General features: G+C 59.1%; 26 protein-coding genes and 1 pseudogene. 15 read left to right on the plus strand and 12 right to left on the minus strand.

Annotated elements, in window-relative coordinates; genetic code table 11:
• The first annotated feature begins 238 nt into the window (after positions 1-238).
• The 7 genes from VC35_RS22370 to VC35_RS22395 all read left to right on the plus strand — a co-directional run bounded on the left by VC35_RS22370 (position 239) and on the right by VC35_RS22395 (position 5,935).
• Entirely contained in the window at positions 239-1,732 is a 1,494-nt protein-coding gene (locus tag VC35_RS22370) for an acetyl-CoA hydrolase/transferase family protein (protein ID WP_046042648.1), read from the plus strand.
• Between the two features lie 319 nt (positions 1,733-2,051).
• Positions 2,052-2,267: a DUF1127 domain-containing protein gene (locus VC35_RS22375; RefSeq protein ID WP_008018491.1), complete on the plus strand. Its 216-nt coding sequence runs from the start codon at positions 2,052-2,054 to the stop codon at positions 2,265-2,267.
• Between the two features lie 258 nt (positions 2,268-2,525).
• The gene (locus VC35_RS29160) at positions 2,526-2,735 is read left to right on the plus strand and encodes a DUF1127 domain-containing protein (protein ID WP_080925372.1); all 210 of its coding nucleotides are present in this window, start codon (positions 2,526-2,528) and stop codon (positions 2,733-2,735) included.
• 142 nt (positions 2,736-2,877) lie between these two features.
• Positions 2,878-3,204 (plus strand): DUF2388 domain-containing protein, encoded by a 327-nt coding sequence (locus VC35_RS22380; RefSeq protein WP_046042649.1) that lies wholly within the window; start codon positions 2,878-2,880, stop codon positions 3,202-3,204.
• A 107-nt stretch (positions 3,205-3,311) separates the two neighbouring features.
• A complete protein-coding gene (locus VC35_RS22385) occupies positions 3,312-3,629 on the plus strand; it encodes a DUF2388 domain-containing protein (protein ID WP_046042650.1) in 318 nt (105 codons plus the stop codon).
• A 27-nt stretch (positions 3,630-3,656) separates the two neighbouring features.
• Positions 3,657-3,977: a DUF2388 domain-containing protein gene (locus VC35_RS22390; protein WP_008002141.1), complete on the plus strand. Its 321-nt coding sequence runs from the start codon at positions 3,657-3,659 to the stop codon at positions 3,975-3,977.
• Positions 3,974-5,935 carry a DUF7844 domain-containing protein gene (locus VC35_RS22395; RefSeq protein WP_046042651.1) on the plus strand — a complete coding sequence of 654 codons (1,962 nt, stop codon included), beginning with the start codon at positions 3,974-3,976 and terminating at the stop codon, positions 5,933-5,935. The genes VC35_RS22390 and VC35_RS22395 overlap by 4 nt, the downstream gene beginning before the upstream one ends.
• Positions 5,936-6,042: 107 nt before the next feature.
• Here the strand turns inward: VC35_RS22395 and trpA are convergent, their stop codons facing one another.
• Both trpA and trpB read right to left on the minus strand, forming a co-directional pair.
• The gene (gene trpA / locus VC35_RS22400) at positions 6,043-6,855 is read right to left on the minus strand and encodes a tryptophan synthase subunit alpha (RefSeq protein ID WP_015092933.1); all 813 of its coding nucleotides are present in this window, start codon (positions 6,853-6,855) and stop codon (positions 6,043-6,045) included.
• Positions 6,855-8,075 carry a tryptophan synthase subunit beta gene (gene trpB / locus VC35_RS22405; protein WP_008002146.1) on the minus strand — a complete coding sequence of 407 codons (1,221 nt, stop codon included), beginning with the start codon at positions 8,073-8,075 and terminating at the stop codon, positions 6,855-6,857. Before trpB ends, trpA begins: the two co-directional genes overlap by 1 nt.
• A 124-nt stretch (positions 8,076-8,199) precedes the next feature.
• Here trpB and VC35_RS22410 point away from each other — a divergent pair, with 124 nt between their 5' ends.
• Positions 8,200-9,093, plus strand: a complete 894-nt coding sequence (locus tag VC35_RS22410) for a LysR family transcriptional regulator (protein WP_046042652.1) — start codon at positions 8,200-8,202, stop codon at positions 9,091-9,093.
• Here VC35_RS22410 and VC35_RS22415 read toward each other — a convergent pair.
• Positions 9,090-9,413, minus strand: coding sequence for an ElaB/YgaM/YqjD family protein (locus tag VC35_RS22415; protein WP_046042653.1), 324 nt, complete (start codon positions 9,411-9,413; stop codon positions 9,090-9,092). The two genes, VC35_RS22410 and VC35_RS22415, sit on opposite strands and share 4 nt — an antisense overlap.
• Positions 9,414-9,570: 157 nt before the next feature.
• Between VC35_RS22415 and VC35_RS22420 the strand changes: the two genes are divergently transcribed.
• Positions 9,571-9,786: a dodecin gene (locus VC35_RS22420; protein WP_008045871.1), complete on the plus strand. Its 216-nt coding sequence runs from the start codon at positions 9,571-9,573 to the stop codon at positions 9,784-9,786.
• A gap of 121 nt (positions 9,787-9,907) precedes the next feature.
• Positions 9,908-10,129 carry a DUF1161 domain-containing protein gene (locus tag VC35_RS22425; RefSeq protein ID WP_046042655.1) on the plus strand — a complete coding sequence of 74 codons (222 nt, stop codon included), beginning with the start codon at positions 9,908-9,910 and terminating at the stop codon, positions 10,127-10,129.
• A 68-nt stretch (positions 10,130-10,197) separates the two neighbouring features.
• Here the strand turns inward: VC35_RS22425 and VC35_RS22430 are convergent, their stop codons facing one another.
• A complete protein-coding gene (locus VC35_RS22430; protein WP_046042656.1) occupies positions 10,198-11,199 on the minus strand; it encodes an LLM class flavin-dependent oxidoreductase in 1,002 nt (333 codons plus the stop codon).
• Positions 11,200-11,418: 219 nt separating this feature from the next.
• Here VC35_RS22430 and VC35_RS29165 point away from each other — a divergent pair.
• A pseudogene (locus VC35_RS29165) lies at positions 11,419-11,502 on the plus strand (OsmC family peroxiredoxin); the annotation flags it as partial.
• Positions 11,503-11,682: 180 nt separating this feature from the next.
• On the plus strand, positions 11,683-11,916 hold the full coding sequence (locus VC35_RS22435; protein WP_046042657.1) for a DUF1161 domain-containing protein: 234 nt from the start codon (positions 11,683-11,685) through the stop codon (positions 11,914-11,916).
• Between the two features lie 4 nt (positions 11,917-11,920).
• Here the strand turns inward: VC35_RS22435 and VC35_RS22440 are convergent, their stop codons facing one another.
• Together VC35_RS22440 and VC35_RS22445 are read right to left on the minus strand one after the other, a co-directional pair.
• Positions 11,921-12,343: a PA0061/PA0062 family lipoprotein gene (locus tag VC35_RS22440; RefSeq protein ID WP_046042658.1), complete on the minus strand. Its 423-nt coding sequence runs from the start codon at positions 12,341-12,343 to the stop codon at positions 11,921-11,923.
• Between the two features lie 41 nt (positions 12,344-12,384).
• The gene (locus VC35_RS22445; RefSeq protein ID WP_046042659.1) at positions 12,385-12,807 is read right to left on the minus strand and encodes a PA0061/PA0062 family lipoprotein; all 423 of its coding nucleotides are present in this window, start codon (positions 12,805-12,807) and stop codon (positions 12,385-12,387) included.
• A gap of 58 nt (positions 12,808-12,865) precedes the next feature.
• Between VC35_RS22445 and VC35_RS22450 the strand changes: the two genes are divergently transcribed.
• Positions 12,866-13,960 (plus strand): aminopeptidase, encoded by a 1,095-nt coding sequence (locus tag VC35_RS22450; RefSeq protein ID WP_046042660.1) that lies wholly within the window; start codon positions 12,866-12,868, stop codon positions 13,958-13,960.
• On the opposite strand, the gene VC35_RS22455 is transcribed toward VC35_RS22450, so the two are convergent.
• The 4 genes from VC35_RS22455 to VC35_RS22470 all read right to left on the minus strand — a co-directional run bounded on the left by VC35_RS22455 (position 13,942) and on the right by VC35_RS22470 (position 17,983).
• Positions 13,942-15,171 (minus strand): nucleoside recognition domain-containing protein, encoded by a 1,230-nt coding sequence (locus VC35_RS22455; protein ID WP_046042661.1) that lies wholly within the window; start codon positions 15,169-15,171, stop codon positions 13,942-13,944. The two genes, VC35_RS22450 and VC35_RS22455, sit on opposite strands and share 19 nt — an antisense overlap.
• 115 nt (positions 15,172-15,286) lie before the next feature.
• Positions 15,287-16,618 carry a glutamate/aspartate:proton symporter GltP gene (gene gltP / locus VC35_RS22460; RefSeq protein ID WP_046042662.1) on the minus strand — a complete coding sequence of 444 codons (1,332 nt, stop codon included), beginning with the start codon at positions 16,616-16,618 and terminating at the stop codon, positions 15,287-15,289.
• 840 nt (positions 16,619-17,458) lie between these two features.
• The gene (locus tag VC35_RS29170; RefSeq protein WP_003177151.1) at positions 17,459-17,623 is read right to left on the minus strand and encodes a DUF1328 domain-containing protein; all 165 of its coding nucleotides are present in this window, start codon (positions 17,621-17,623) and stop codon (positions 17,459-17,461) included.
• A gap of 72 nt (positions 17,624-17,695) precedes the next feature.
• Positions 17,696-17,983 (minus strand): hypothetical protein, encoded by a 288-nt coding sequence (locus VC35_RS22470; protein WP_046042663.1) that lies wholly within the window; start codon positions 17,981-17,983, stop codon positions 17,696-17,698.
• A gap of 435 nt (positions 17,984-18,418) precedes the next feature.
• Between VC35_RS22470 and algB the strand changes: the two genes are divergently transcribed.
• Entirely contained in the window at positions 18,419-19,765 is a 1,347-nt protein-coding gene (gene algB, locus VC35_RS22475; protein WP_046042664.1) for a sigma-54-dependent response regulator transcription factor AlgB, read from the plus strand.
• A 10-nt stretch (positions 19,766-19,775) separates the two neighbouring features.
• Positions 19,776-21,566, plus strand: a complete 1,791-nt coding sequence (locus tag VC35_RS22480; RefSeq protein ID WP_046042665.1) for an ATP-binding protein — start codon at positions 19,776-19,778, stop codon at positions 21,564-21,566.
• Between the two features lie 7 nt (positions 21,567-21,573).
• On the opposite strand, the gene VC35_RS22485 is transcribed toward VC35_RS22480, so the two are convergent.
• Positions 21,574-23,187, minus strand: coding sequence for an EAL domain-containing protein (locus tag VC35_RS22485; RefSeq protein WP_046042666.1), 1,614 nt, complete (start codon positions 23,185-23,187; stop codon positions 21,574-21,576).
• 76 nt (positions 23,188-23,263) lie between these two features.
• Positions 23,264-24,043, minus strand: a complete 780-nt coding sequence (locus VC35_RS22490; protein WP_046042737.1) for an N-acetylmuramoyl-L-alanine amidase — start codon at positions 24,041-24,043, stop codon at positions 23,264-23,266.
• Positions 24,044-24,074 lie beyond the last annotated feature (31 nt).

Below are 24,074 nucleotides of genomic sequence, written 5' to 3' on the forward strand. Positions count from 1 at the left end.
AGACATGGTCAAAGCCGTCGACTAACCCTCTGCGGCACACAGAACGCCCCGACTCGTCGGGGCGTTTTTGTTTGCGCAAATCGTCGGACAAACTATCCTTTTGTTACCGATCCGGTAACGGTGTTTTGCATGAAAGGCCCGGAATAGACGCCTCGATTGCGACCTTGGTAGCGGGACAGAAGCCGGCGTAATTCACTAGACTGCACGTCCTGCTACCTGTTGCCCGAGATAACAATCCATGTACCGTGACCGTATTCGCCTGCCTTCGTTGTTGGACAAAGTGATGAGCGCCGCCGACGCTGCCGCTCTGATTGAGGACGGCATGACCGTCGGCATGAGTGGCTTTACTCGCGCCGGCGAAGCCAAGGCCGTCCCTCAGGCGCTGGCCGAGCGCGCCAAGGTCACGCCGCTGAAGATCAGCCTGATGACCGGCGCAAGCCTGGGCAACGACCTCGACAAGCAGTTGACCGAAGCCGGTGTGCTGTCGCGACGCATGCCGTTTCAGGTCGACAGCACCCTGCGCAAGGCAATCAATGCCGGCGAGGTCATGTTCATCGACCAGCACTTGTCGGAAACCGTGGAGCAATTGCGCAACCAGCAATTGAAGCTGCCGGACATCGCCGTGATTGAAGCCGTAGCGATCACCGAGCAAGGGCATATCGTGCCAACCACCTCGGTCGGCAACTCGGCCAGCTTCGCGATTTTCGCCAAGCACGTGATCGTCGAGATCAACATGGCGCACAACCCGAATCTCGAAGGTCTGCACGACATCTATATTCCGACCTACCGTCCGACCCGTACGCCGATTCCGCTGGTCAAGGTCGACGATCGCATTGGCAGCACCGCCATCCCGATTCCACCCGAAAAAATCGTCGCCATCGTGGTCACCAACCAGGCTGACTCGCCCTCCACGGTGCTGGCGCCGGACGCCGAGACCCAAGCCATTGCCGACCACCTGATCGACTTCTTCAAACAGGAAGTGGCAGCCGGACGCATGACCAACAAGCTCGGCCCGCTACAAGCCGGTATCGGCACCATCGCCAACTCGGTGATGTGTGGCCTGATCGACTCGCCGTTCGAAGACCTGACGATGTATTCCGAGGTGCTGCAGGACTCGACCTTCGACCTGATCGATGCGGGCAAGCTGAGTTTTGCTTCGGGCAGTTCGATCACCCTGTCGAGCCGGCGCAATGCCGACGTGTTCGGCAATCTGGAGCGCTACAAGGACAAACTGGTCCTGCGCCCACAGGAGATCTCCAACCACCCTGAAGTCGTGCGTCGCCTTGGCATCATCGGCATCAACACGGCACTGGAGTTCGACATCTACGGCAACGTCAACTCCACTCACGTCTGCGGCACGCGGATGATGAACGGCATCGGCGGCTCGGGCGACTTCGCGCGCAACGCGCACCTGTCCGTGTTCGTGACCAAGTCGATCGCCAAGGGCGGTGCGATCTCCAGCGTGGTGCCGATGGTCAGCCATGTTGACCACACCGAACATGACGTCGACATACTCGTGACTGAAGTGGGCCTGGCAGACTTGCGCGGCCTCGCGCCCCGGGAGCGCGCCCGGATCATCATCGACAAGTGCGTGCACCCGGATTACCGCCAGGCGCTGAATGATTACTTCACCGCCGCGTGCGCCATCGGTGGGCACACCCCGCACATCCTGCGTGACGCCCTGAGCTGGCACATCAACCTGGAAGAAACCGGGCAAATGCTGAAGAAGTAATTGGTACAGATAGCAGCTGGCGCAAACACAGTTTCGTCAGTTTGCTCTTGCCTCTTCGCAATATGAAAAAAACTGTACTGCTGTACTGGTCATTTCTTAGGGAAAACTCCTACTCCACCGAGTCAAAACAGCATTTTTGCACCTTAATGGTGCTGATAGGTACAGTTGCCTCAATTTAGACCAGTACACCCCCTATAAACAGTTAACTGAGCTCTCACAATACAGATGAACTGTATCTACAGAGACTAGGCAAACGAGAGGATCATGGGCACCAGTTAAACCACTACCTAATCCCGCCATAAGCGGAAGGATGTCAACCATGGAACGTACACTCAGTTCCGAACTGTTCTTCGAAGACACTGCTGCAAAAACCCAGGCTTCCCTGCCTCTGCGCGTTATTGCCAACCTGATGCTGTGGCAGCGCCGCATCACCAGCCGCCATCAACTGGCTCGTCTGGATTCGCGTCTGCTGGCTGACGCCGGGATTAGCGAAGCACAACGCTACGAAGAGCTGAGCAAGCCGTTCTGGCGCTAAGTTAGCGTCGCTGGCTCTGACCTTAAGGTCCACCGCCAGCAACCCGAATTGAACAAACAAAGCCCGTCGTGGGAAACCACGACGGGCTTTGTCGTTTTGACCTGTCAAATCCGCTTTTACAGTAGGGAGCTACGAACACCAGTACAGTTTGCAAAAACTGCCAACTTGACGAGTACAATATCGTCGCGGTGTGTCTGTAGCAGATATTCGACCGGTGTCAGCATGGAGCCCTCCACTTATCAGGACAGGGACCGCGCCATGAATTCTTTACAGGATGTTTCCACCCCATCAGTTCGATCAAGACCTTGCTTGCACCGGGTTAGAGCTCTGCTATCAGGACTCTTCGCTAGTCTGGAAAGGGCGAGAACACGACGCTTACTGGCTCAACTCGATGATCGTCAGCTATCGGATCTTGGCATCAGCCACGCTGAGCGCATCAATGAATTAGATAAACCGTTCTGGCGCTGACGGTCAGTTTGCATGACGGGCTGTTCGAACTGACACACTCAGGCCTAATATCAAGCCAGAACGTGGCGAGCGCCAAGCGCTTGGCGTCTGACTTTGCAGATACTGCGCCATTTTTCAATTGGTTTACCCAAAGGAGTTACCCATGTCCCGTCTCCGTCTCCGTCTGCTCAGCGCTGCAGCCCTGTTTACCGTGGCAGCCAATGCCAGCGCAACCAGCTTCATCGTGACCACTGACGCTGTAGTCAACGCGCTCAAAGCCACATCCGATGCGACCACCGATGTCGTCTCGTCGTCGTTCAAAGATGACAAGATCGTCCTCGCGGCCCGTGACGACGCTGCCAGCTTCGTCGCCAGCGAAGGTTCCATCCGCGGCGTGAAGCTGGAAAGCGCCATCGACCACATCCACCGCCAGGCGCCACAGCTGAACGCAACCGACGCACAACTGGCGCAGGCGATCCTGACGATCTAAGCGACTGTATGGACATGGGGCATGCCTAACGTGCCCCGATGTTTCGGCACTGGCTCTAGACCGGGCCTTGCGCTAGGCTGGGGACTCACATTCAACTGTCGAGTCTCATGCATTTCCCTTCAAGTTTCTTGATCGTTCCAGTCTTTCTTACTCTTGGTTACTGCGGATCGGCCCACGCTTATGACGCCTTCAACCTGTCCACCCAGGGCATCGTCGCCAGTGGTTACGCCACAAGTTTGGTGACCTCCGCCCCCTTCGACCATAAACTGCTGCTCGCTGCCCATGACGACGCCGCGGCATTCATTGCCAGCGACGGCCAACTGAGAGGCGCACGACTGGAGTCGGCCCTGCGGTATCTGCGCCGAACCCAGGCAAAACTTCATGCCAGCGACCTTGAACTGGCACAGGCAATTCTCGTCCAATAGTTAACCCTGTTTTTCTGGAGTCGTTCCATGCGTAACCCGCTGATTGCTGCCACCTTAGGCCTACTGTTGTTGGCCGATGTGGCCCAGGCACATACTCTGGTTGCCACCAGTAATATGCTGATCCGTGCTACCCAGCGCACACTCGATTTCACCTCCGACACCACCACGTCCATTCGCGATTCGAAAATCGTGCGCGAAGCCCAGGACGACGCCGCCAGTTTCGTTGCCAGCAATGGCGACATTCGTGGCGCTCACTTGGAATCCGCCTTCGATTTGCTGCGCACCCGTGTGCCGGAAGCTCGTGACGCCAGTGACCAGGATCTCGCCGAAGCCATCCTCGCACTGTGAAGCGTCCAGGCGCCTGGCTGCTGGCCTGGGCCCTGTTGCTGCTCGGCAACACGGCCCACGCAGGCCTTCAATTACAGCTCAAGACCGAAGGTCTGACTCCCGCGCAACAGCAAGCCAGCCAGGCGTTGCTCAATGAAGCCATGCAGGCACTGCCGCCACGCTTTATCGAGCAACTCGATCGACGCATCGACGTCGGCTGGACCGATGACATGCCGAGAAATGCCTACGGTCAGGCGTCACTGGTGTCCGAACTCGATCTGAACCGCAACCTGCTGGCCGGTCTCACCGATGGCAGCGCCGCGACCAAGAAGACCCATCGCCCCCACGGCACCGTGCGCCGGGAAATGCTGGCCACGGTGTTGCACGAGTTGACTCACATCTACGATCGCTCACGCCTGTGGCCGGATGCCGAACGCAAGCTGATTCAGCGCTGCACCCAGCGCAACAACAGCTCAGGGCTGGTTGGCATTCCCGACCAATGCCGGGGCCAGTCCGATCGGCGTTTTACCCTCAGTGACGATCCGCGTCTGCTCGACCTCGCCGGCTGGCAGCAATACGTAGGCCGTCGCGGTGAGCGCGAACAGCACAATCGCCAGATTGCTCGCAGCCCGGACATCTACGAGACCAGCAGTCCGAAGGAGTTCGTCGCGGTCAACATGGAGTATTTCCTCCTCGACCCGAGCTACGCCTGCCGCCGTCCCGCGCTGTACAGCTATTACAAGGAGCATTTCGGCTGGGCGCCCGCCGCCAAAGACACCTGCAGCAAGACCTTCGCGTTCCTCAATGCCGGCAACGACTTCGCCAAGACACCTTTGGGCCAGGTCGATCCGGAGCGGGTCTATGCCGTTGACTATCTGCTGGCCGAGGCCAACCAGAACCTGTTCAGTCGCTGGGGCCACAGCATGTTGCGCCTGGTGATCTGTGCGCCGGGCCGACCACGCGGACCGGATTGCCGATTGGATCTGGACCAGCATCTGGTGCTGTCGTACCGCGCCTTCGTCGGCGACGTACAGCTGTCGAGCTGGGATGGCCTGGTCGGTAAATACCCGTCACGGCTGTTTATCCTGCCGCTGTCCCAGGTCATCGACGAATACACCAAGACCGAACTGCGCAGCCTGGCCTCCGTGCCCCTGAACCTGTCGCGCAGTGAGATTGAAGACGTGGTCGGACGTGCCGCAGAGATGCACTGGAGCTACGACGGCAACTACTTCTTCCTGTCGAACAACTGCGCGGTGGAAGAGCTGAAATTACTGCGTGGCGGCACCAATAACCCGCAATTGGTGGGGCTCGACAACATCATGCCCAACGGCTTGTTGGAAGTACTGAAGGGCCGCGGACTGGCGGACACCAGTGTGCTGGACGATCAACGAGAAGCCTTGCGCCTGGGTTATCGTTTCGACTCCTTCCGCGAGCGCTATCAGGCGATGTTCGAAATCCTGAAAAAGCACTTGCCGATCAAGCAGGAAACCGTCGAAGACTGGCTCGACTTGAAAGCCGCGGAACGTCGGCAATGGTTCGAGCAGGCTGACTTGCGCACCAGCGCGGCGTTGTTGCTATTGGAACAGGCCAGCTTCCGTCAGCAGTTGCTGTTGGCCCAGGATGAAGTGAAGCAGCGCTATCTGGGCGCCCGAGAGCTGAAGAATGGCGGCATGGACAAGGCCAACGAAACGCTCAAGGACATTCTCGCCAACAGTGGCTTCCTCAGCCGGCCGGCGGAACTGCTGGGCACCAACGGTTATGGCTTGCCGCAACCAAGCGAGTGGGAGCATCTGGAAGCGGAAACCAGTCAGCGCCAGAAGCAGCTCCTGGCGCTGTCCGGGGACCTGGACAAGGAAGTGAGAGCGCTGCTTGAACCGGGCCGCGCCGCCGAAATGGCCGCCAACGAGGCCAACGTGAAGCAGATTGGTGAACACCTGCGCAAACTGCACAAGGCATCGGGCGGGATAGAGTTGCCTTGATACCGCTCCCACAAGGTTGACAGCGTTTAGTCACGCAGCAAAAAGGGCTTCAGAACGCAGTCCTGAAGCCCTTTTTGCTGTTTAGTCTCTGAATCGGAGCTTTACCTTCAGCTGACGCGGGCCTTACGCACGCCTTCGGCCAATGCCGAGCACAGGCTCAGCACGCCATCCACGGCTTGTTCCGGGGAGGTGGCATTGGCGATGTGATCGATCAACGCCGAGCCCACCACTACACCGTCGGCCAGACGCGCGATAGACGCTGCCTGCTCCGGAGTCCGGATACCGAAACCGATGCTGATCGGCAGGTCGGTATGGCGGCGCAGACGGGCGACCGCTTCCTCGACGTGTTCCAGCGTGGCGGCGCCGGCGCCAGTCACACCGGCCACCGAGACGTAGTAGACGAAGCCGGAGCTGCCGTTGAGAACGGTCGGCAGGCGCACATCGTCAGTGGTTGGCGTGGTCAGGCGAATGAAGTCCAGGCCCGCGGCCTGCGCCGGGTCGCACAGCTCGCCGTTATGCTCAGGCGGCAGGTCGACCACGATCAGGCCGTCAACGCCGGCCTCCTTGGCTTCGGCGATGAAGCGCGGAACGCCGTACATGTGAATCGGGTTGAAGTAACCCATCAGCACCAGCGGCGTTTCGTTGTTGTCCTGGCGGAACTCGCGAACCATTTGCAGGGTTTTCGCCAGATTCTGCTTGGCACCCAACGCACGGATGTTGGCGAGCTGGATTGCCGGGCCGTCAGCCATCGGGTCGGTGAAGGGCATGCCCAGCTCGATCACATCGGCACCAGCCGCAGGCAAGCCCTTGAGGATTGCCAGAGAGGTGTCATAGCCCGGGTCGCCGGCGGTCACGAAGGTCACCAGGGCGGCACGGTTTTGTTCCTTGAGTTCGGCAAAACGCGTTTGCAGGCGGCTCATCAGTGTTTCTCCTGCTTCGATTGTTCCATGTGGTGCATCACGGTCTGCATGTCTTTATCGCCACGGCCGGACAGGTTGACCACCATCAGGTGATCTTTTGGCAGGGTCGGTGCGCGCTTGAATACTTCAGCCAGGGCATGGGCGCTTTCCAGGGCAGGGATGATCCCTTCCAGACGGCAGCACTGGTGGAATGCAGCGAGGGCTTCGTCGTCGGTCACCGAGGTGTACTGAACGCGGCCGATGTCATGCAACCAGGCGTGTTCCGGGCCGATGCCCGGGTAGTCCAGGCCAGCGGAGATCGAGTGGGCGTCGATGATCTGGCCATCGTCGTCCTGCAGCAGGAAGGTGCGGTTGCCGTGCAACACACCGGGTACGCCGCCGTTCAGGCTGGCCGCATGCTTGCCGGTCTCGATGCCGTAACCGGCGGCTTCAACGCCGATGATCTCGACACTCTTGTCGTCGAGGAACGGGTGGAACAGGCCCATGGCGTTGGAACCACCACCGATGCACGCCACCAGGCTGTCTGGCAGGCGACCTTCCTGGGCTTGCAGCTGCTCGCGGGTTTCCTTGCCGATCACGGCCTGGAAGTCGCGAACCATCGCCGGATAAGGATGTGGACCGGCCACGGTGCCGATCAGGTAGAAGGTGCTGTCGACGTTGGTCACCCAGTCACGCAGGGCTTCGTTCATCGCGTCTTTCAGCGTGCCGGTACCGGCTACCACCGGGATCACTTCGGCGCCCAGCAGCTTCATGCGGAACACGTTGGCCTGCTGACGCTCGATGTCAGTGGTGCCCATGTAAATCACGCAATCCAGACCGAAACGCGCAGCGACGGTGGCAGTGGCCACACCGTGCATGCCAGCGCCGGTCTCGGCGATGATGCGCTTCTTGCCCATACGCCGCGCCAGCAGGATCTGGCCGATGCAGTTGTTGATCTTGTGCGCGCCGGTGTGGTTCAGCTCTTCACGCTTGAGGTAGATCTTCGCGCCGCCGCAGAACTCGGTCAGACGCTCGGCGAAGTACAGTGGGCTTGGACGTCCGACATAGTCACGCTGGAAGTAGGCCAGTTCCTCCTTGAATGCAGGATCTTCCTTGGCCAACTCATATTCACGGGCCAGGTCGAGGATCAACGGCATCAGGGTTTCGGCAACGTAGCGGCCGCCGAACGCGCCAAACAGGCCGTTGGCATCAGGGCCGTTGCGCAGATTAGTCTGGGTCATGGGGCGCTCCAGTTGAATGCGTGAAGTGATGCATAAAGAGATAGTGGGCTTCACTCTACCCCTGACGCCCCGGCCTGAAAACCGATAAGATCGCCACAACCTGTCAGGAAAACTCACAGATCCAATGAGCCATGACCTTCCTCCGCTGAACGCGCTTCGCGCCTTCGAAGCCACTGCCCGCCTGAACAGCGTCAGTCAGGCGGCCGAACAGCTGCACGTCACCCACGGCGCGGTCAGCCGGCAGCTCAAGGTGCTTGAAGAACACCTCGGCGTAAGCCTGTTCATCAAGGACGGTCGCGGCCTGAAACTCACAGATGCCGGGTTGCGCCTGCGTGACGCCAGCAGCGAAGCCTTCGAGCGTCTGCGCAGCGTATGCGCCGAACTCACACAAAGCACAGCCGATGCGCCATTCGTGCTCGGTTGCTCGGGAAGCCTGCTGGCGCGCTGGTTTATCCCGCGACTGGGGCGACTCAATGCCGACCTGCCGGACTTGCGCCTGCACCTGTCGGCCGGAGAAGGCGATCTGGATCCGCGAAGACCGGGGCTCGATGCCTTGCTGGTATTTGCCGAGCCACCCTGGCCGGCGGACATGCAGGTTTTTGAACTCGCCAGCGAACGTATCGGCCCGGTCATGAGCCCTAGGTTCGTCGGCTATGAACGGCTCAAGCAAGCGCCGGAAACCGCGCTGCTGAACGAACCCTTGCTGCACACCACCTCACGCCCGCAAGCCTGGCCGAACTGGGCGCAACCACGCGGGCTCGACCCCAGGGCGCTGAAGTACGGTCAGGGATTTGAACATTTGTATTACTTGCTGGAAGCCGCTGTCGCAGGTCTGGGCGTGGCGATTGCCCCCGAACCCTTGGTGACGGAGGACTTGAAGGCCGGCCGCCTGGTTGCGCCTTGGGGCTTCAGTGAAACCCCGGCGCAACTGGCGTTGTGGCTACCCAAGCGCGCCGCGGACGGGCGCGCCCGGCAGCTGGCGCAGTGGCTCAAGAACGAACTGCGTCGAGCGGATTAATCACGCTTGCACAACAGATAAGCGGCCAGCAGGCCCAATGCGCCCACGGCGACACCAGCTGTTGTCCAGGGGTGGTCCTGGGCGTAGTCCCGGGTGGCAATCCCGGTTTCGCGGGTTTTGACCTTGACCTCTTCATAAGCATCGGCAAGCAGATGGCGCGAGTGCTTCAAGGCATTCTCGGCGTTGCTTTTCAGGGTCTTGAGGGTTTTACGCGACTCGTCCGAGGCGTCGTCCTTCAGGCTTTCCAAAGACTTGAGCAGACTCTCGATCTCGGCTTCCATGCTTTGCAATGAGGCTTTGCGTAACGAGGTGTTGGCCATGGTGGCTCTCCTGCATCGGTGATGAGTGGCGTGTGTTGGTTGGGACTTCATGGGTTCGAGAAAGTGCAGAAAATCTGAACTTCACACTCGGAACGGCCAACAGAAGAAATAGGAAAAATCACTGCTAGTCTGTAATTCACACGCCGAGGAGAACGCCATGTCTGACCATCACACCTACAAGAAAGTCGAGCTGATCGGCTCGTCCACCAGCAGTATCGAAGATGCGATCAATAACGCGCTGGCCGAAGCCAGCAAAAGCATCAAGTACATGGAATGGTTTGAAGTGACCGAGACCCGTGGGCACATCAGGGACGGCAAGGCAGCACACTTTCAGGTGACCTTGAAAGTCGGATTCCGGATTGCCAGCAGCTGACTTTGGGCTAGTCTTCTGAACTTGCACGCCGGTCGAATGCCATAGGGAATGGCAAAGCACTCCATGAGTGCGTCCGGCTGACGGCTGGTTACCCCTATGATCCGACCAGGGAATGCAACCGATGAAGAAGTTTATGTTGGCAGTAGCTTTGTTGAGCCTTGCGGGGAGCGCATTGGCGGGCGGCAAACCATGCGAAGAGCTGAAAGCCGAAATTGCAGCGAAACTTGATGCCAAGGGCGTTTCCGGTTATTCGCTGGAGATTGTCGACAAAGGTGCCGCTGCCGGCGGGAAAGTTGTTGGCAAATGCGAAGAGGGCGCCAAAGTGATCGTCTATAAAAAGTAGACAGATACTCGCCCGAATGAAAAAGCCGACGCCGTGGCGCCGGCTTTTTCATGCCTGTCGTTTGAGCATCAGCCCCGCATGACCTGCGCCAGCAGCTCGTAGGAATGCACGCGATCGGCATGTTCGTACAGGTCACAGGTGAAAATCAGCTCGTCGGCCTGGGTCTGTTCGATCAGGAACTCGAGTTTGGCGCGGATTTTCTGCGGGCTGCCGATCATGGCCAATCCAAGGAAATCGTGCACGGCATCTTTCTCATGGGGCAGCCACAGGCCGTCCATGGTCTTCACCGGCGGACGCTGTACCAGGCTTTGGCCACGCATCAGGGCGAGAATCCGCTGGAACACCGAAGTCGCCAGGTAATCGGCCTGCTCGTCAGTATCGGCTGCCACCAATGGCACGCCGAGCATCACGTAGGGCTTGTCCAAAACGGCTGACGGCTTGAAGTGATTGCGGTAGACCCGAATCGCTTCATGCATGTAGCGCGGTGCGAAATGCGAGGCGAAGGCGTAGGGCAGGCCGCGCTCACCGGCCAATTGCGCACTGAACAGGCTCGATCCCAATAACCAAACCGGCACATTAGTCCCGGTTCCCGGCATGGCGATGATGCGTTGGTCCGGGGTACGTGGCCCGAGGTAGCGCACCAGTTCCGCCACATCTTCCGGGAAGTCGTCGGCGCTGCCGGAGCGTTCGCGGCGCAGCGCGCGTGCGGTCATCTGGTCGGAACCGGGGGCACGCCCCAGTCCCAGATCGATCCGGCCCGGATAAAGGCTTTCCAGGGTGCCGAACTGCTCGGCGATCACCAACGGTGCGTGGTTGGGCAACATCACCCCGCCCGAACCGACTCGAATGGTCGACGTACCACCGGCCAGATAACCGAGCAGCACCGAAGTCGCGGAACTGGCGATGCCATCCATGTTGTGGTGCTCAGCCACCCAGAAGCGGTTGTAACCGAACTTCTCGACGTGCTGCGCCAGGTCAAGCGAGTTGCGTAGCGACTGGGCCGCGCTGCCGTTCTCGCGCACTGGCACCAGATCGAGGGTCGAGAACTTGATATCGGACAGTCGTTTCATAAACCTGCTTCTCCAATTGAGGGCGCAGGTTTGTTCTTGCGAACGCAAACCTGCCGAATCCAAAAGCGTGTTCATGCAATGAGGGCATATACCCGAGTTTCAATAGCCGGGTAAAAAATCCCGTGAAAAAAGCAGACTGATCTGACGAGATGAACTTTGCCCCGCCGTCTATCCTCACAACCCTGGCAAGCGAAAACCACGAAGGCGCAGTTCGAATAACTCAGCAACAAGGCCAAAGAGGGCTGTCCGGTGTCCAAAGTGCTGAATGCGAAGATCAGCCTGGAGGCAACGTTGGTCGGCTAGATTTTCGTTGAGAACAAAAGATCGCAGCCTTGCGCAATCTGCCGGGATCATTCGGTAAAAGGTGCTCAAGACTACGATCTTTTTTGTGTCGCGACAGACTTGCCAGCTAAAACTGTGGTCGAATAAATGACAGCAGCGAAAACCCACGATTGTGCGTGCTGCCTCAAAGGAGCTTCAACCATGAAACGTTTTGCCTTGGCGGTTATCTGTTGCGCACTGGCCACTTCGGCCTTGGCGGCACCGAAACCCTGCGAAGAACTCAAGGCCGAGATCGAAGCCAAGATTCAGGCCAGCGGCGTCACTTCCTACACGCTTGAAATCGTCACCAACGACGAGGTACACGACCAGAACATGGTCGTTGGCTCGTGCGAAAACGGCACCAGGAAAATCATCTACCAGAAGAACGACCGCTGACACCTCACATCAAGCAGTAAGACTCCCGATCTTCTGCAACGATCTCCCGCTTGGCGTTGTATAGCCTGGCTTCAGGAATGAAGGCAATCGAGCGGCCTTCAAGCACATAACGTTGGCCGGCTTCGAAATGATCGAAGTTGATGGTCAAGTAACATATGCGTTCAGAAGGGCCGCCCATCATGTTCAAGCCCCCGCCACCAGGTACTTCGAAGTCGAAGCGGACGATCAGTTCATGGCTGCCGGGCATAACCTCAAAATAACGCCCGTCGGCCAAGCGTTGTTTATCCAGACGCTCGGCCATCAGCAATTTGTCGTTAGGGAAGGGCGTGGAAAAATCGACCCAGGCCATCTTTGGATTAGCCGTCGGCATCGGGCTCTGACAGCCAGCGACAACGCTGGCAGCCAGCAACAGCATCAACCTGCGCATGATGAATGTCCCAAGGGGTTATGCATTCAGCATAACCCCGATCAGGAGTGTTGACAGCCCGCAGGCGTGCCTTGGCCAATCACTTTTCGCTGTTGATCGTAGAGTTTCGCCCAAGGCCGAAAGCCGATGTTCCCCGCCTGCAGCTGATAACGCTCGCCCGCGTTGAAGTCGTTGAATTTCACGCTCAGTTGGCAATCGCGCCACAACGGCTCGGCGTCGGGGCCGATGTTGGTGGGCTGGACCGTGAATTGGTAGCGGACCGTCAGCTCATGGCTACCGGGCTGGACCTGGAAATAGCGTTTATCGTCGGTGGCCTTGTCATCGACCTCCAGTGCCTGCAGCTTCGTATCTTCTTGCTTCGAGTCCAGGTCGATCCAGGCTTGCGCAGGATCAGGGCGGGGTAGTCCGAAAAAAGCACAGCCGGCCAGCATCAGCAGGCCTCCTGTCAGTATCAACATGCGCATAGCGAGCTCCAGTCAGGCGGGATAGTCTTGCGGAAAGACTCTCCAAGGAAGAATTATTGTGATCAGGCCGCTTCCTAGCCTTGGGTTACTTGATCGCGTTTTTCGCGTTTTGTTTCCGAGCCTGTTGTTTTTGTTGCTCAACGGCTGCACCAGCGCCAGCTATTACAGCCAACTGGCCAGCGGCCAACTGCAGTTGCTGCGGGCCAGGGAGCCGGTTTTCAGCGTGATTGCCGACCCGGCGCGCGATCAAAAACTGCGTACACACCTGGAGCAATCGCAAAAGGCCCGAACTTTCGCCAGCCAGCAATTGCACCTGCCGGATAACCAGAGTTACCGCTTGTACGCGGACATTGGGCGGCCCTTCGTCGTCTGGAATGTATTCGCCACGCCGGAATTCTCCCTCAAGCCCGTAAACCACTGCTTCCCCATCGCCGGTTGCGTGGCCTATCGCGGTTACTACAGCCAGAGCGCAGCCCGCGGCGCAGCGGCTTTGCAACGCTTGCAGGGCATGGACGTGTCGATAGGCGGCGTCGAGGCCTATTCGACACTCGGCTGGTTCAACGACCCGATCATCAGTTCGATGATGGGCTGGGGGGATGAGCGACTGGCCACGCTGATCTTTCACGAGCTGGCCCATCAGCGCTTCTATGTGAAGGACGACACGGAGTTCAACGAATCCTTCGCCACCTTCGTCGAGCAGGAAGGTACTCGCCAATGGCGCGCCTACCGCCACCTGCCACCGGATAACAATGCGCAGGCGCGTCAGCGCGACCAGTTCACTGAGTTGGTGCTCAAGACCCGCACCCGACTGGAACAGCTTTACACCTTGCCGCTGCCAACTGAACAAATGCGCCAGCGCAAGGTGGCCGAGTTCGAGCGCTTGCGCAGCGAATACCGACAATTGCGCGACAGCCAGTGGGCCGCCGACAAACGCTACGACGCCTGGATCTATGCCCCGATGAACAATGCCCGGCTATTGCCGTTTGGCTTGTACGACCAATGGGTGCCGGCTTTTGCCGCGCTGTTCCATCAGGAGAATGGCGACTGGCTCCAATTTTACGCCTCTGTGGAAAAGCTCGGCGCCTTGCCGACAGGCGAGCGCAAGGCTGCGCTCAAAGCGTTGGAAGGGGCCGATCAACCAAAGAACCAGTAGCAAACCCCAATCGCACCCAGCACACCGGCAAGCTCGGCCAGCAATGCACAACCGACGGCATGGCGTGCACGCTGGATGCCCACGGCGCCGAAGTACACCGCCAGAACATAGAACGTCGTTTCGGTACTGCCCTGGACCGTTGCCGCCACCAGCGCCGGGAAGCTGTCCACGCCCGAGGTCTTCATGGTTTCAATCAACATCGCCCGGGCGGCGCTACCGGAGAAGGGTTTGACCATTGCCGTAGGCAGCGCATCGACGAAACGCGTGTCCCAACCGGCCCATTCCACCAGATGGCGAATGCCATCCAGACCAAAGTCCAGCGCCCCGGACGCACGCAGTACGCCTACCGCGCAGAGCATCGCCACCAGGTAGGGCAGCAAGTTCTTGGCGACGTCGAAACCCTCTTTGGCACCTTCAACGAAGGCCTCGTAGACCTTCACTTTGCGCAGCGCGCCGATCACTAAGAACAGCATGATCAGGCCAAACAGCGTCAGGTTGCCGAGGATCGATGACAGGCCGGCCAGCGCAGTCGCCGATAGGGTCGCCAGCAACGCCATGAAAGCACCGAGGGCGAGGGCGCCGGGGATCAGGTAGGCCAGCACTACGGGGTCCCAGATGCGCAGGCGCTGCATGAACGCCACCGACAGGAAGCCGACAATGGTAGAGCAACTGGTCGCCAGCAGGATCGGCAGGAACACCAGTGTCGGGTCCGGCGCACCTTGCTGGGCGCGATACATGAAGATCGTCACCGGCAGCAGGGTCAGCGAGGATGCGTTGAGCACCAGGAACAGGATCTGTGCGTTGCTGGCGACGGTAGCGCTGGGATTGAGCTCTTGCAGCGCTTTCATGGCCTTGAGGCCGATCGGCGTGGCGGCGTTGTCCAGGCCCAGGCCATTGGCGGCGAAGTTCAGGGTGATCAGGCCGATGGCCGGATGACCCGGCGGGACTTCCGGCATCAGGCGCAAGAACAGTGGCCCCAGGGCCTTGGCCAGCCATTCGACGATGCCGGCTTTCTCGGCAATGCGCAGAAAACCCAGCCAGAGGGTGAGGGTGCCGAACAGCAGCACCATGACTTCGACCGACAGCTTGGCCATGGCAAAAATGCTTTCCACCATCGCCGCGAATATCCCGGCGTTGCCGCCAATCAGCCACTGGGCCAGCGCCGATACGGCTGCCACGATGAAGAAGCCAAGCCACAGGCCATTGAGCATCAGTCAAATCCCCCCAAAAGATCCGCGAATGATAGCGGGGTGGCCAGAAACGACAAACCCCGGATTTCTCCGGGGTTTGTCTGGTGCGGTAGATGCTCCCACATGGGGTATTGCATCAGCTCTTGGAAATTTCACCCGCCGGCAGTTTTTCCTTGCTGCGCCAGTGCGGCAGGGAGTTCCAGTAGCGCTGGCCCTTGGCGTCGTCGTACATGCCTTCCCAACGAGCGATAACCAGAACAGCCAGGGCGTTGCCGATCACGTTCAGTGCGGTACGGGCCATGTCCATGACGCGGTCGACACCGGCGATGAACGCCAGGCCTTCCAGAGGGATACCGACGCTGCCCAGGGTGGCCAGCAGTACCACGAAGGACACTCCCGGTACGCCGGCGATGCCTTTGGAGGTGACCATCAACGTCAGTACCAGCAGCAGTTGCTGGCTGATCGACAGGTCGATGCCATACAGCTGGGCAATGAAGATCGCCGCGATGCTTTGGTAGAGGGTCGAACCGTCGAGGTTGAACGAGTAACCGGTCGGCACCACGAAGCTGCAAATGGCTTTCGGCGCGCCGTAGGCTTCCATCTTCTCGATCACGCGCGGCAGCACGGTTTCGGAGCTGGCGGTGGAGTAGGCCAGTACCAGTTCATCTTTAAAGATGCGCATCAGCTTGATCACCGAGAAGCCGAACAGGCGAGCGATCAGGCCCAGGATCACGAAAGCGAAGAAGGCGATGGCGAAGTAAACCAGGATCACCAGTTTGGCCAGCGGAATCAGCGACGCGAAGCCGAAGTTGGCCACAGTCACCGCGATCAGTGCGAACACGCCGATCGGAGCGTAGTTCATGATCATGTGAGTGACCTTGAACATGCTTTCCGATACACCCTGGAACATCTTCACCAGCGGCTCGCGCAGGTCCGCCTGCAGGCTCGACAAACCGAGACCGAACAGTACAGAGAAGAAGATGATCGGCAGCATTTCGCCGCGAACCATGGCCGCAAAGATGTTCGACGGGATCAGGTTGAGGATGGTTTCGATGAACGCGTGTTCATGCTGTACCTCGGCCGCCGTGGCCTGGTACTTGGAAATGTCCACAGTGCCCAGGGTGCTCATGTCGATGCCGGCACCCGGATGGAACAGGTTGGCCAACAGCAGACCGACCACGATGGCAATGGTGGTGACGATTTCGAAGTAGATGATGGTCTTGAAGCCGATGCGCCCCAGCTTCTTGGCGTCTCCGACGCCGGCAATGCCGACGATCAAGGAGGAGATGACGATCGGGATCACGATCATCTTGATCAGACGGATAAAGATATCGCCTGCCGGTTGCAGGACGTTGCTGATCCACCAGGCTTTTTCGGCACTGAAATGGTTGAGCAGCGCACCGATTGCAATCCCCAATACCAGACCGATGAGGATCTGCCAGGCGAGGCTAAGCTTTGCCTTCTTCATATCTTTACCCTTACTTGTTGTTTGACTCAGGGAGATGCGCGAACTGGAACGCTTGTGGCGAAAAAGTCCAGTGCATCTTCCCCCCGTATAAGGTGCCCCGGAGCGCGTGTTTGCGGCTCTCTGGCAGGCGAAAAAAGGCGCAACTATTCCGATGCAAGGAAGCGCCGTCTAATGCCGTAAACGCCTACCCTATGCCGAATCGGCATGAGGTTTTTTTAGCGAAACGCGCGTCCCAACCGGTTCGAATACGACATTTCGGCAGGCATAAGTGCCGTGAACCGGCCATCACAGAGCAGATTGAACATTTTTTGAGCAGTGTCCGAGCGTTGATTTTTCAGCAAAATCCCGCAGGACGAAGGGAAAAATCGCGGCCAAAGAATGGTGATTTTTCTCGATATACGGTCGCAGATGAAACACCGGGAAAAGTATTTTCCGACGCAACAAGGATAAGGACGGGATAACAGTGATGAAATCGAGACGAGCGCTCTATTTCAATGTGTTGCTTGATCAAGCCCTTCGCAAGCCCGTCGAGCCTTGTCGGTCCGGCGAACTTGCGCAGTAGCTTTTCCTGACCCGGCCCTTGCGCAGGCACTCCCTGTACCCGTAGGTCACTGCGCCCCTGAAACAGGCAGAACGTCCCGACCCCTTGGTCATGCGCCGGCCTTCCTCAGGTGGCGCAGGTGGAAAGAGGCGCTGTGGCCTCCTTCGTGTACAAATTCTGTTCTATCAACCAGCCCTGCATGGGGGCCTCAGGCATGTAGGGGCAACGCCAGCCCGCATGCCATGGCACTACCGCCCAACAGCAGGGCGGCTGCCAGTGTCTTGAAAAACCCTCTCATATCAGCCTCGACCACGACGGCCAAAGAAGAAGGAGGCAATGAACATCACCAGGAACACGACAAACAGAATCTTGGCGATACCCGTGGCGGTGCCCGCGATACCACCGAAGCCCAGTACAGCGGCGATGATGGCGATGATCAGGAATGTGATTGCCCAGCTCAACATGGTGATTCTCCTTACGCTTCTGTTTAGAGGTGCTGCGTTTTCCCGGCGCATGGGGTGCGGCGGAAGTTTTGCCTAGAACACCCAACGCTCCTGATGATGTATCTCACCCACAGGCCTGGCCTGGTCGACATCCATCATGCGCATCGGGGTGCTATCGGCCTGACCGCTGCTGACAGCACTGAATTGGGTTTGGGTCGGATGCAGAGTCGACAGGCCTGGCGCTTCCGGCTGCCGGCTCTGCTCCCAGCGTAGAAACTGCTGGCCGCCGATCAGGGTGATCAAAAGCGCCAGAACAGCAAACAGTTCTTGCTGGATATGCACAGGCCAGAGGTGCAGGTGGGCGGCACGTTGACGATTCATCCTGGAACTCCTACCTCTGGGGTCGGTATTCGATAGCGGGCGTTTTTTTAATGCCCTGGTTAACCAGACAATTGCAGAGCGCATGCCAGCCTTGATTCGAATTAATTACCTTTAATATCAATATCTTATGAACATAAAAGAAAGCACTACGCGCGCATCCTGCACGATGCTCCTTGTGCCGTCGTGCGTATTGCACGACTGGTTTGAAGGAAGGCGTAAATTTTTTGAATTGAGAGGAGGGTGCGCAGGTCAGAAATTCACGCTGGCCGCTGGCAGAGACCGGGTATCTATCAAAAGACCCGCAAAATCAGGTGGCTAACCGACACATCGGATGAGAGCTACCCTGCCATGACAGGAATGGCTCAGAATCAATCATGCAACTTGCCCGATTTCTCCGAGACTAACTTAAGATCATTCATTAAGGAGCGCAGGAAAATGGAATCCGCCACTGAGCATCAAGGCCGCATTTTGCTGGTGGATGATGAGTCCGCCATCCTGCGTACCTTCCGTTACTGCCTCGAAGACGAAGGCTACAGCGTGGCCACCGCCACCAGTGCCGCGCAGGCAGAAGCCCTGTTGCAGCGGCAGGTCTTCGACCTGTGCTTCCTCGACTTGCGTCTGGGTGAAGACAACGGCCTCGATGTGCTGGCCCAGATGCGTATCCAGGCGCCCTGGATGCGGGTGGTGATCGTCACTGCCCACTCTGCCGTCGACACGGCGGTGGATGCGATTCAGGCCGGCGCCGCCGACTATCTGGTCAAACCGTGCAGCCCCGATCAATTGCGACTGGCAACCGCCAAGCAGCTGGAAGTCCGGCAACTGTCGGCCCGACTGGAAGCCCTGGAAGGCGAGGTGCGCAAGCCCAAGGATGGTCTGGACTCCCACAGCCCGGCCATGAAAGTGGTACTCGAAACCGCCCGCCAGGTTGCCACGACCGATGCCAATATCCTGCTTCTGGGTGAGTCCGGTACCGGCAAGGGCGAACTGTCCCAAGCCATTCACGGCTGGAGCAAACGCGCGAAGAAATCCTGCGTCACGATCAACTGCCCATCGCTGACTGCCGAGCTCATGGAAAGCGAACTCTTCGGCCACAGCCGCGGCGCCTTCACCGGCGCCAGCGAAAGCACCTTGGGCCGAGTCAACCAGGCTGACGGCGGGACGCTGTTTCTCGACGAGATCGGCGACTTTCCCCTGACATTGCAGCCTAAGCTGCTGCGTTTTATTCAGGACAAGGAATATGAGCGCGTCGGTGATCCGGTGACCCGCCGTGCCGATGTGCGCATCCTTGCGGCCACCAACCTCATCCTTGAGGACATGGTGCGCGACGGTCGCTTCCGTGAAGACCTGCTCTATCGCCTGAACGTCATTACCTTGCACCTGCCACCGCTACGCGAACGCCGCGAAGATATTCTTAACCTGGCCGACCGTTTCCTGGCGCGCTTCGTCAAGGAGTACGCCCGTCCCGCGCGCGCCTTCAGCGACGAGGCCCGGGAAGCACTGCTGGGCTATCGCTGGCCGGGCAACATCCGTGAGCTGCGCAACGTGATCGAGCGGGCGAGCATCATCTGTCCGCAGGAGCGGGTCGAGATCAGTCATCTGGGCATGGCCGAAACCCCGGTCAACAATGTACCGCGCATCGGCGCGGCACTGAGCCTGGATGAGCTGGAAAAGGCCCACATCGGCGCGATCCTCGCCACCGCCGACACCCTGGATCAAGCGGCGAAAACCCTGGGCATCGACGCCTCGACGCTGTACCGCAAACGCAAACAGTACAACTTGTGAGCAATAGCCGATGAAACTGGCGCTGAAATTGCGGACCCGGCTTTTCCTGAGCATCTCCGCACTGATCACCGTCGCGTTGCTCGGGCTCTTGCTCGGGCTGGTCAGCGTGATGCAGATGGCCGGCAGCCAGGAAGCACTGATCCGCAGTAACTTCATCACCCTGGACCTGGGGCTCAAGCTGCGTCAGACCCTGGGTGATCAACTGATCATCATGCTCAGCGAGAAGCCTGACTCCGCCGCTTTCGCCGCCTCGAAGCAGCATTACTTCGAACTGCTGGAGGAAGGCATCGCCCAGGAGCCGGCAGAAACCGCAAGCGACTACGGCTTCAGAAAAGCCAAAGCCGACTACGAGAGTTTTATCCAGGCTTATGAAACGTCCCCGGACCCGTCGAATGTGCTTAGTAGCCACGACAACCTGACGGAAAAATTCAACGCGCTACGCAATGGTCTGATCGCCGAGCACAAGCGCGCGCTGGATAACATCAGCGATACCGAGCGCAAGGCCCGGGAACGGGCACTGCTGATTGCCGGGTTACTTGGCCTGGTGGGTCTGGCGGTGCTGATCATCGGCTTCGTGACCGCGCAGGCCATCGCCCGGCGTTTCGGGGAGCCCATCGAGGCGTTGGCCAAGGCGGCGGACAATATCGGCCAGGGCAATTTCGATGTCACCCTGCCAATTTCTTCGGCGGTGGAACTGAACCAGCTGACCCGGCGTTTCGGGATCATGGCCCAGGCGCTGCGTGAACATCAGGCCACCAACGTCGATGAGCTGCTGGCCGGTCAGCAGCGTTTGCAGGCCGTGCTCGACAGCATCGACGACGGACTGCTGATGATCGACCGTCAGGGTCATCTAGAACACCTTAACCCGGTGGCTCAGCGTCAGCTGGGCTGGGAGTCCGATCGCCTGGGTCAGGGGTTGGGCACGGCGCTGGAGCGCCCCGAGCTCGATGAGCAGCTGCAACTGGTGCTGCGCGGCGGCACGCTGGAGCGGGCGCCGGAAGACTTGAGTGTTGAAGTCGATGGCGAGTCGCGACTGCTGACCTACAGCCTGACCCCGGTCAGCCATACCCAGGGTCATATTCTGGGTGCGGTAATGGTGCTGCATGACGTTACGGAACAGCGTGCCTTCGAACGGGTACGCAGCGAATTTGTATTGCGCGCCTCCCATGAATTGCGCACACCGGTCACCGGCATGCACATGGCCTTCGGATTGTTCCGTGAGCGTGCGCACTTTGCCCCGGACTCCCGGGAAGCCGACCTGCTCGATACCGTGAATGAAGAGATGCAGCGGCTGATGCAGTTGATCAATGATCTGCTGAATTTCTCCCGCTACCAGAACGGTTTGCAGAAGCTCACCCTGACACCGTGTTCCATCGAGGCGTTGCTGGAACAGGCTCGGTCCCGCTTTGCCACGGCGGCCGAAGAGAAGGAAATCAATCTGCTGGTGGAAGTGCAGGGACCTTTGCCGCGGTTGCAGGCCGACCAGCCACAACTGGAGCGGGTACTCGACAACTTGCTCGACAACGCCTTGCGTCACACCGGCTCTGGCGGGCGAATACGCTTGCAGGCCCGGCGCCACGGCGACCGGGTCATCATCAGTGTCGAGGACAACGGTGAAGGCATTGCCTACGGTCAGCAGGGGCGGATCTTCGAGCCCTTCGTGCAGGTTGGACGCAAGAAGGGCGGGGCCGGACTCGGCCTGGCCTTGTGCAAGGAAATCGTGCAATTGCATGGCGGGCGGATAGGTGTCTATTCACGGCCGGGGCAGGGTACTCAGTTCTATATGACGCTGACCGTTTAGGTCACCCTCACGCTTCATCATCCAGGCGCCGGCCTCCCCGACGCCGCCCCCGGGTAATCAATTCAGTGAACTGCACTGCGCTCAGCGCGCGGGCGAACAGCCAGCCTTGGCCAAACTTCACGCCTTCACTACACAGGAACGCGGCCTGGGCCTCATGTTCGATGCCCTCGGCAATCACCTTCAGGTGCAGCGACTGGGCCATGTGAATGATGTGCGGGGCCACGCCGCTGCTGGCGGCGTCATGGCCAAGCGCATCAATGAACGCCTTGTCGATTTTCAGGCAATCGACCGGCAGGGTTTGCAAATAGGCGAGGCTGCAATAGCCGGTGCCAAAGTCATCGATCAACACCTGGTGCCCGACATCCCGCAGCGCTTGCAGGTTTTCCCGGGCCACCACCACATCGACCAGCCCGCGCTCGGTGACCTCAAAGGCAATTTGCCGCGCAGCGACGTGGTGCAGGGTCAGCAACCGCGCCATCACCTGGCCAATCCGCGGAACCATCACATCACACGCAGCGAGATTGACCGAGATGTACAGCTGCGGGTTGGCACGTAGCAACTGGCCGAGTTGCTCGAGCAGGCGTTGCAGGACGAAGTCCGTCATCTGGCGAATCTGCCCGGTGTTCTCCGCCATCGGAATGAACAGGTCGGGACTGGTCAGGGTGCCGTCCGGCCTGCGCCAGCGCAGCAGCGCTTCAGCCCCGACACAGTTGCGGCTATCGAGGTCGAAGATCGGTTGATACAGCACCTGCAACTCGCCACGGCGAATCGCGCCGGTCAGTTCGGCGTCCAGCGACTGCCGCTGGCGTACCAGCAGAAACACCAGGAACCCAACGCAGATGCCCAGCGCGAGGCTGGCCGGCAGCAACCACCACCAGACCGCCGGGATATGCATGCCGGTGCGTGGGCTGATCAACACCAATTGATACTCCGGGTTGTCGGTGGGCATCCGGTATATCAGGCGTGTCTGGGTGATCTGCAGCGCATCACGGTTTCTCGGTGGCCAGGCCTCGGCCGGCGGCCAGACCTGAGAAGCGCCGAGCACCGGAATTGCGCGCGCGCCATGGTCCAGGACTACCAGCAGACTGCTGCCCGGCGACAGGTCGACCATATCGGTCAAATGCCCGCGAGAGGTCGCCACCCGGAAATTCCCGCGCCCGAGCATCAGCGCGGCGCGGTTTTCATCGGGTTCGGTGGTGGTGTTGAGCCAATAGCTGTAAGTCGGGCCCTTGATGTCTGGCGATCGACTCAGCGACAGCCCTTCCTGGCGAGGGCGATTGGAGCAGATTCGCGAGGAGTCCATGTAGGCGGCTTCGTAGACGAAGCGATAATTGAACGAAACCTGTTGCAAGGTTGCGATCATTTCAGCATCGCAACCGCGCAACGGTTGCGCTTCAAGATCGTCAAGGCTTTCACGCAGTTGCCCGAAAAGCTGTTCCAGACGGGCGAGGAAGCGTTCGCCCTGAGCATTCATTTCTTCGCTTTCGTTTTGCTCGACCTGGTGTATGGCGACGAACAGGCTTCCGGCCATCAATAACGTTGCGCTCAAGACAGCAGACATCAGCCCCAGGAACCAGGGGCGATGGAACCAACTACGGAAGGTCTCTCGAGCAGCGGTCATTGTGAAATATCCGAAGGATTACCAATGAGTTATAGCTGCTGATTGGAAAAAAGCCCTGACCGTCGGGCGGGCGTCATTATTTTGTCTGATTCAACACCAACAGTAGCGCGGCAGTTTGTGCATCCGGAGTGCCATCGAAGCGCGCCGGACGGAAATGCATCTGAAATGCCGCGATCACATGTCGTGTCGCGACATCGAGCTCGCCGGTTTGTGGCGAGGCATAACCCAGGCGAGCCAACTGCGCCTGAAACCAGCTGATGCTCGGCAACTGCTCGGCGAACAGCATTTGCTGGCGCGCCACCGACTGTTCATTCGGCCAGATGCCCAAGCCTTCGGCGGCCAGACGCTTCCAGGGGAACAGTGGCCCCGGATCCAGCTTGCGCAAGGGTGCAATATCGCTATGGCCAATGATGTCGCGAGGCTTTGTGCCGTGACGTTTGCTGATGTCCTTGAGCAACACGATCAACGACTGGACCTGATCTTCAGTGTAGGGATACCACACGCGTCCGGTCGGGGTGTCCTTGAAGCCCGGGTTGACGATTTCGATACCGATGGAACTGGAGTTCAGCCAGGTCCGGCCATTCCACTCGCTCTCCCCGGCGTGCCAGGCCCGCACATTTTCATCCATCAGCTTGTAGATGGTGGCACCCTTGTCGTCGCCGATCAGGTAATGGCTGCTGACTTCACCGTGGGTCAGCAACTGCAACGAACGCTCCAGCGAGGCATTGGTGTAATGCACCACCACAAACTGTACGCGGCTATCGTAATTGGCCGAAGGGTGGCTGGTGTCGAAACGGGGACCGCTGGCACAGCCGGCAAGCACAATCAGCGATACGATCAGAGCAAAATATTTCATGGCGAAAGGCAGTACACGCAAGACAATAATG

It is taken from the genome of Pseudomonas fluorescens (genome assembly GCF_000967965.1).
GTDB classification, from domain to species: Bacteria; Pseudomonadota; Gammaproteobacteria; order Pseudomonadales; family Pseudomonadaceae; genus Aquipseudomonas; species Aquipseudomonas grandcourensis.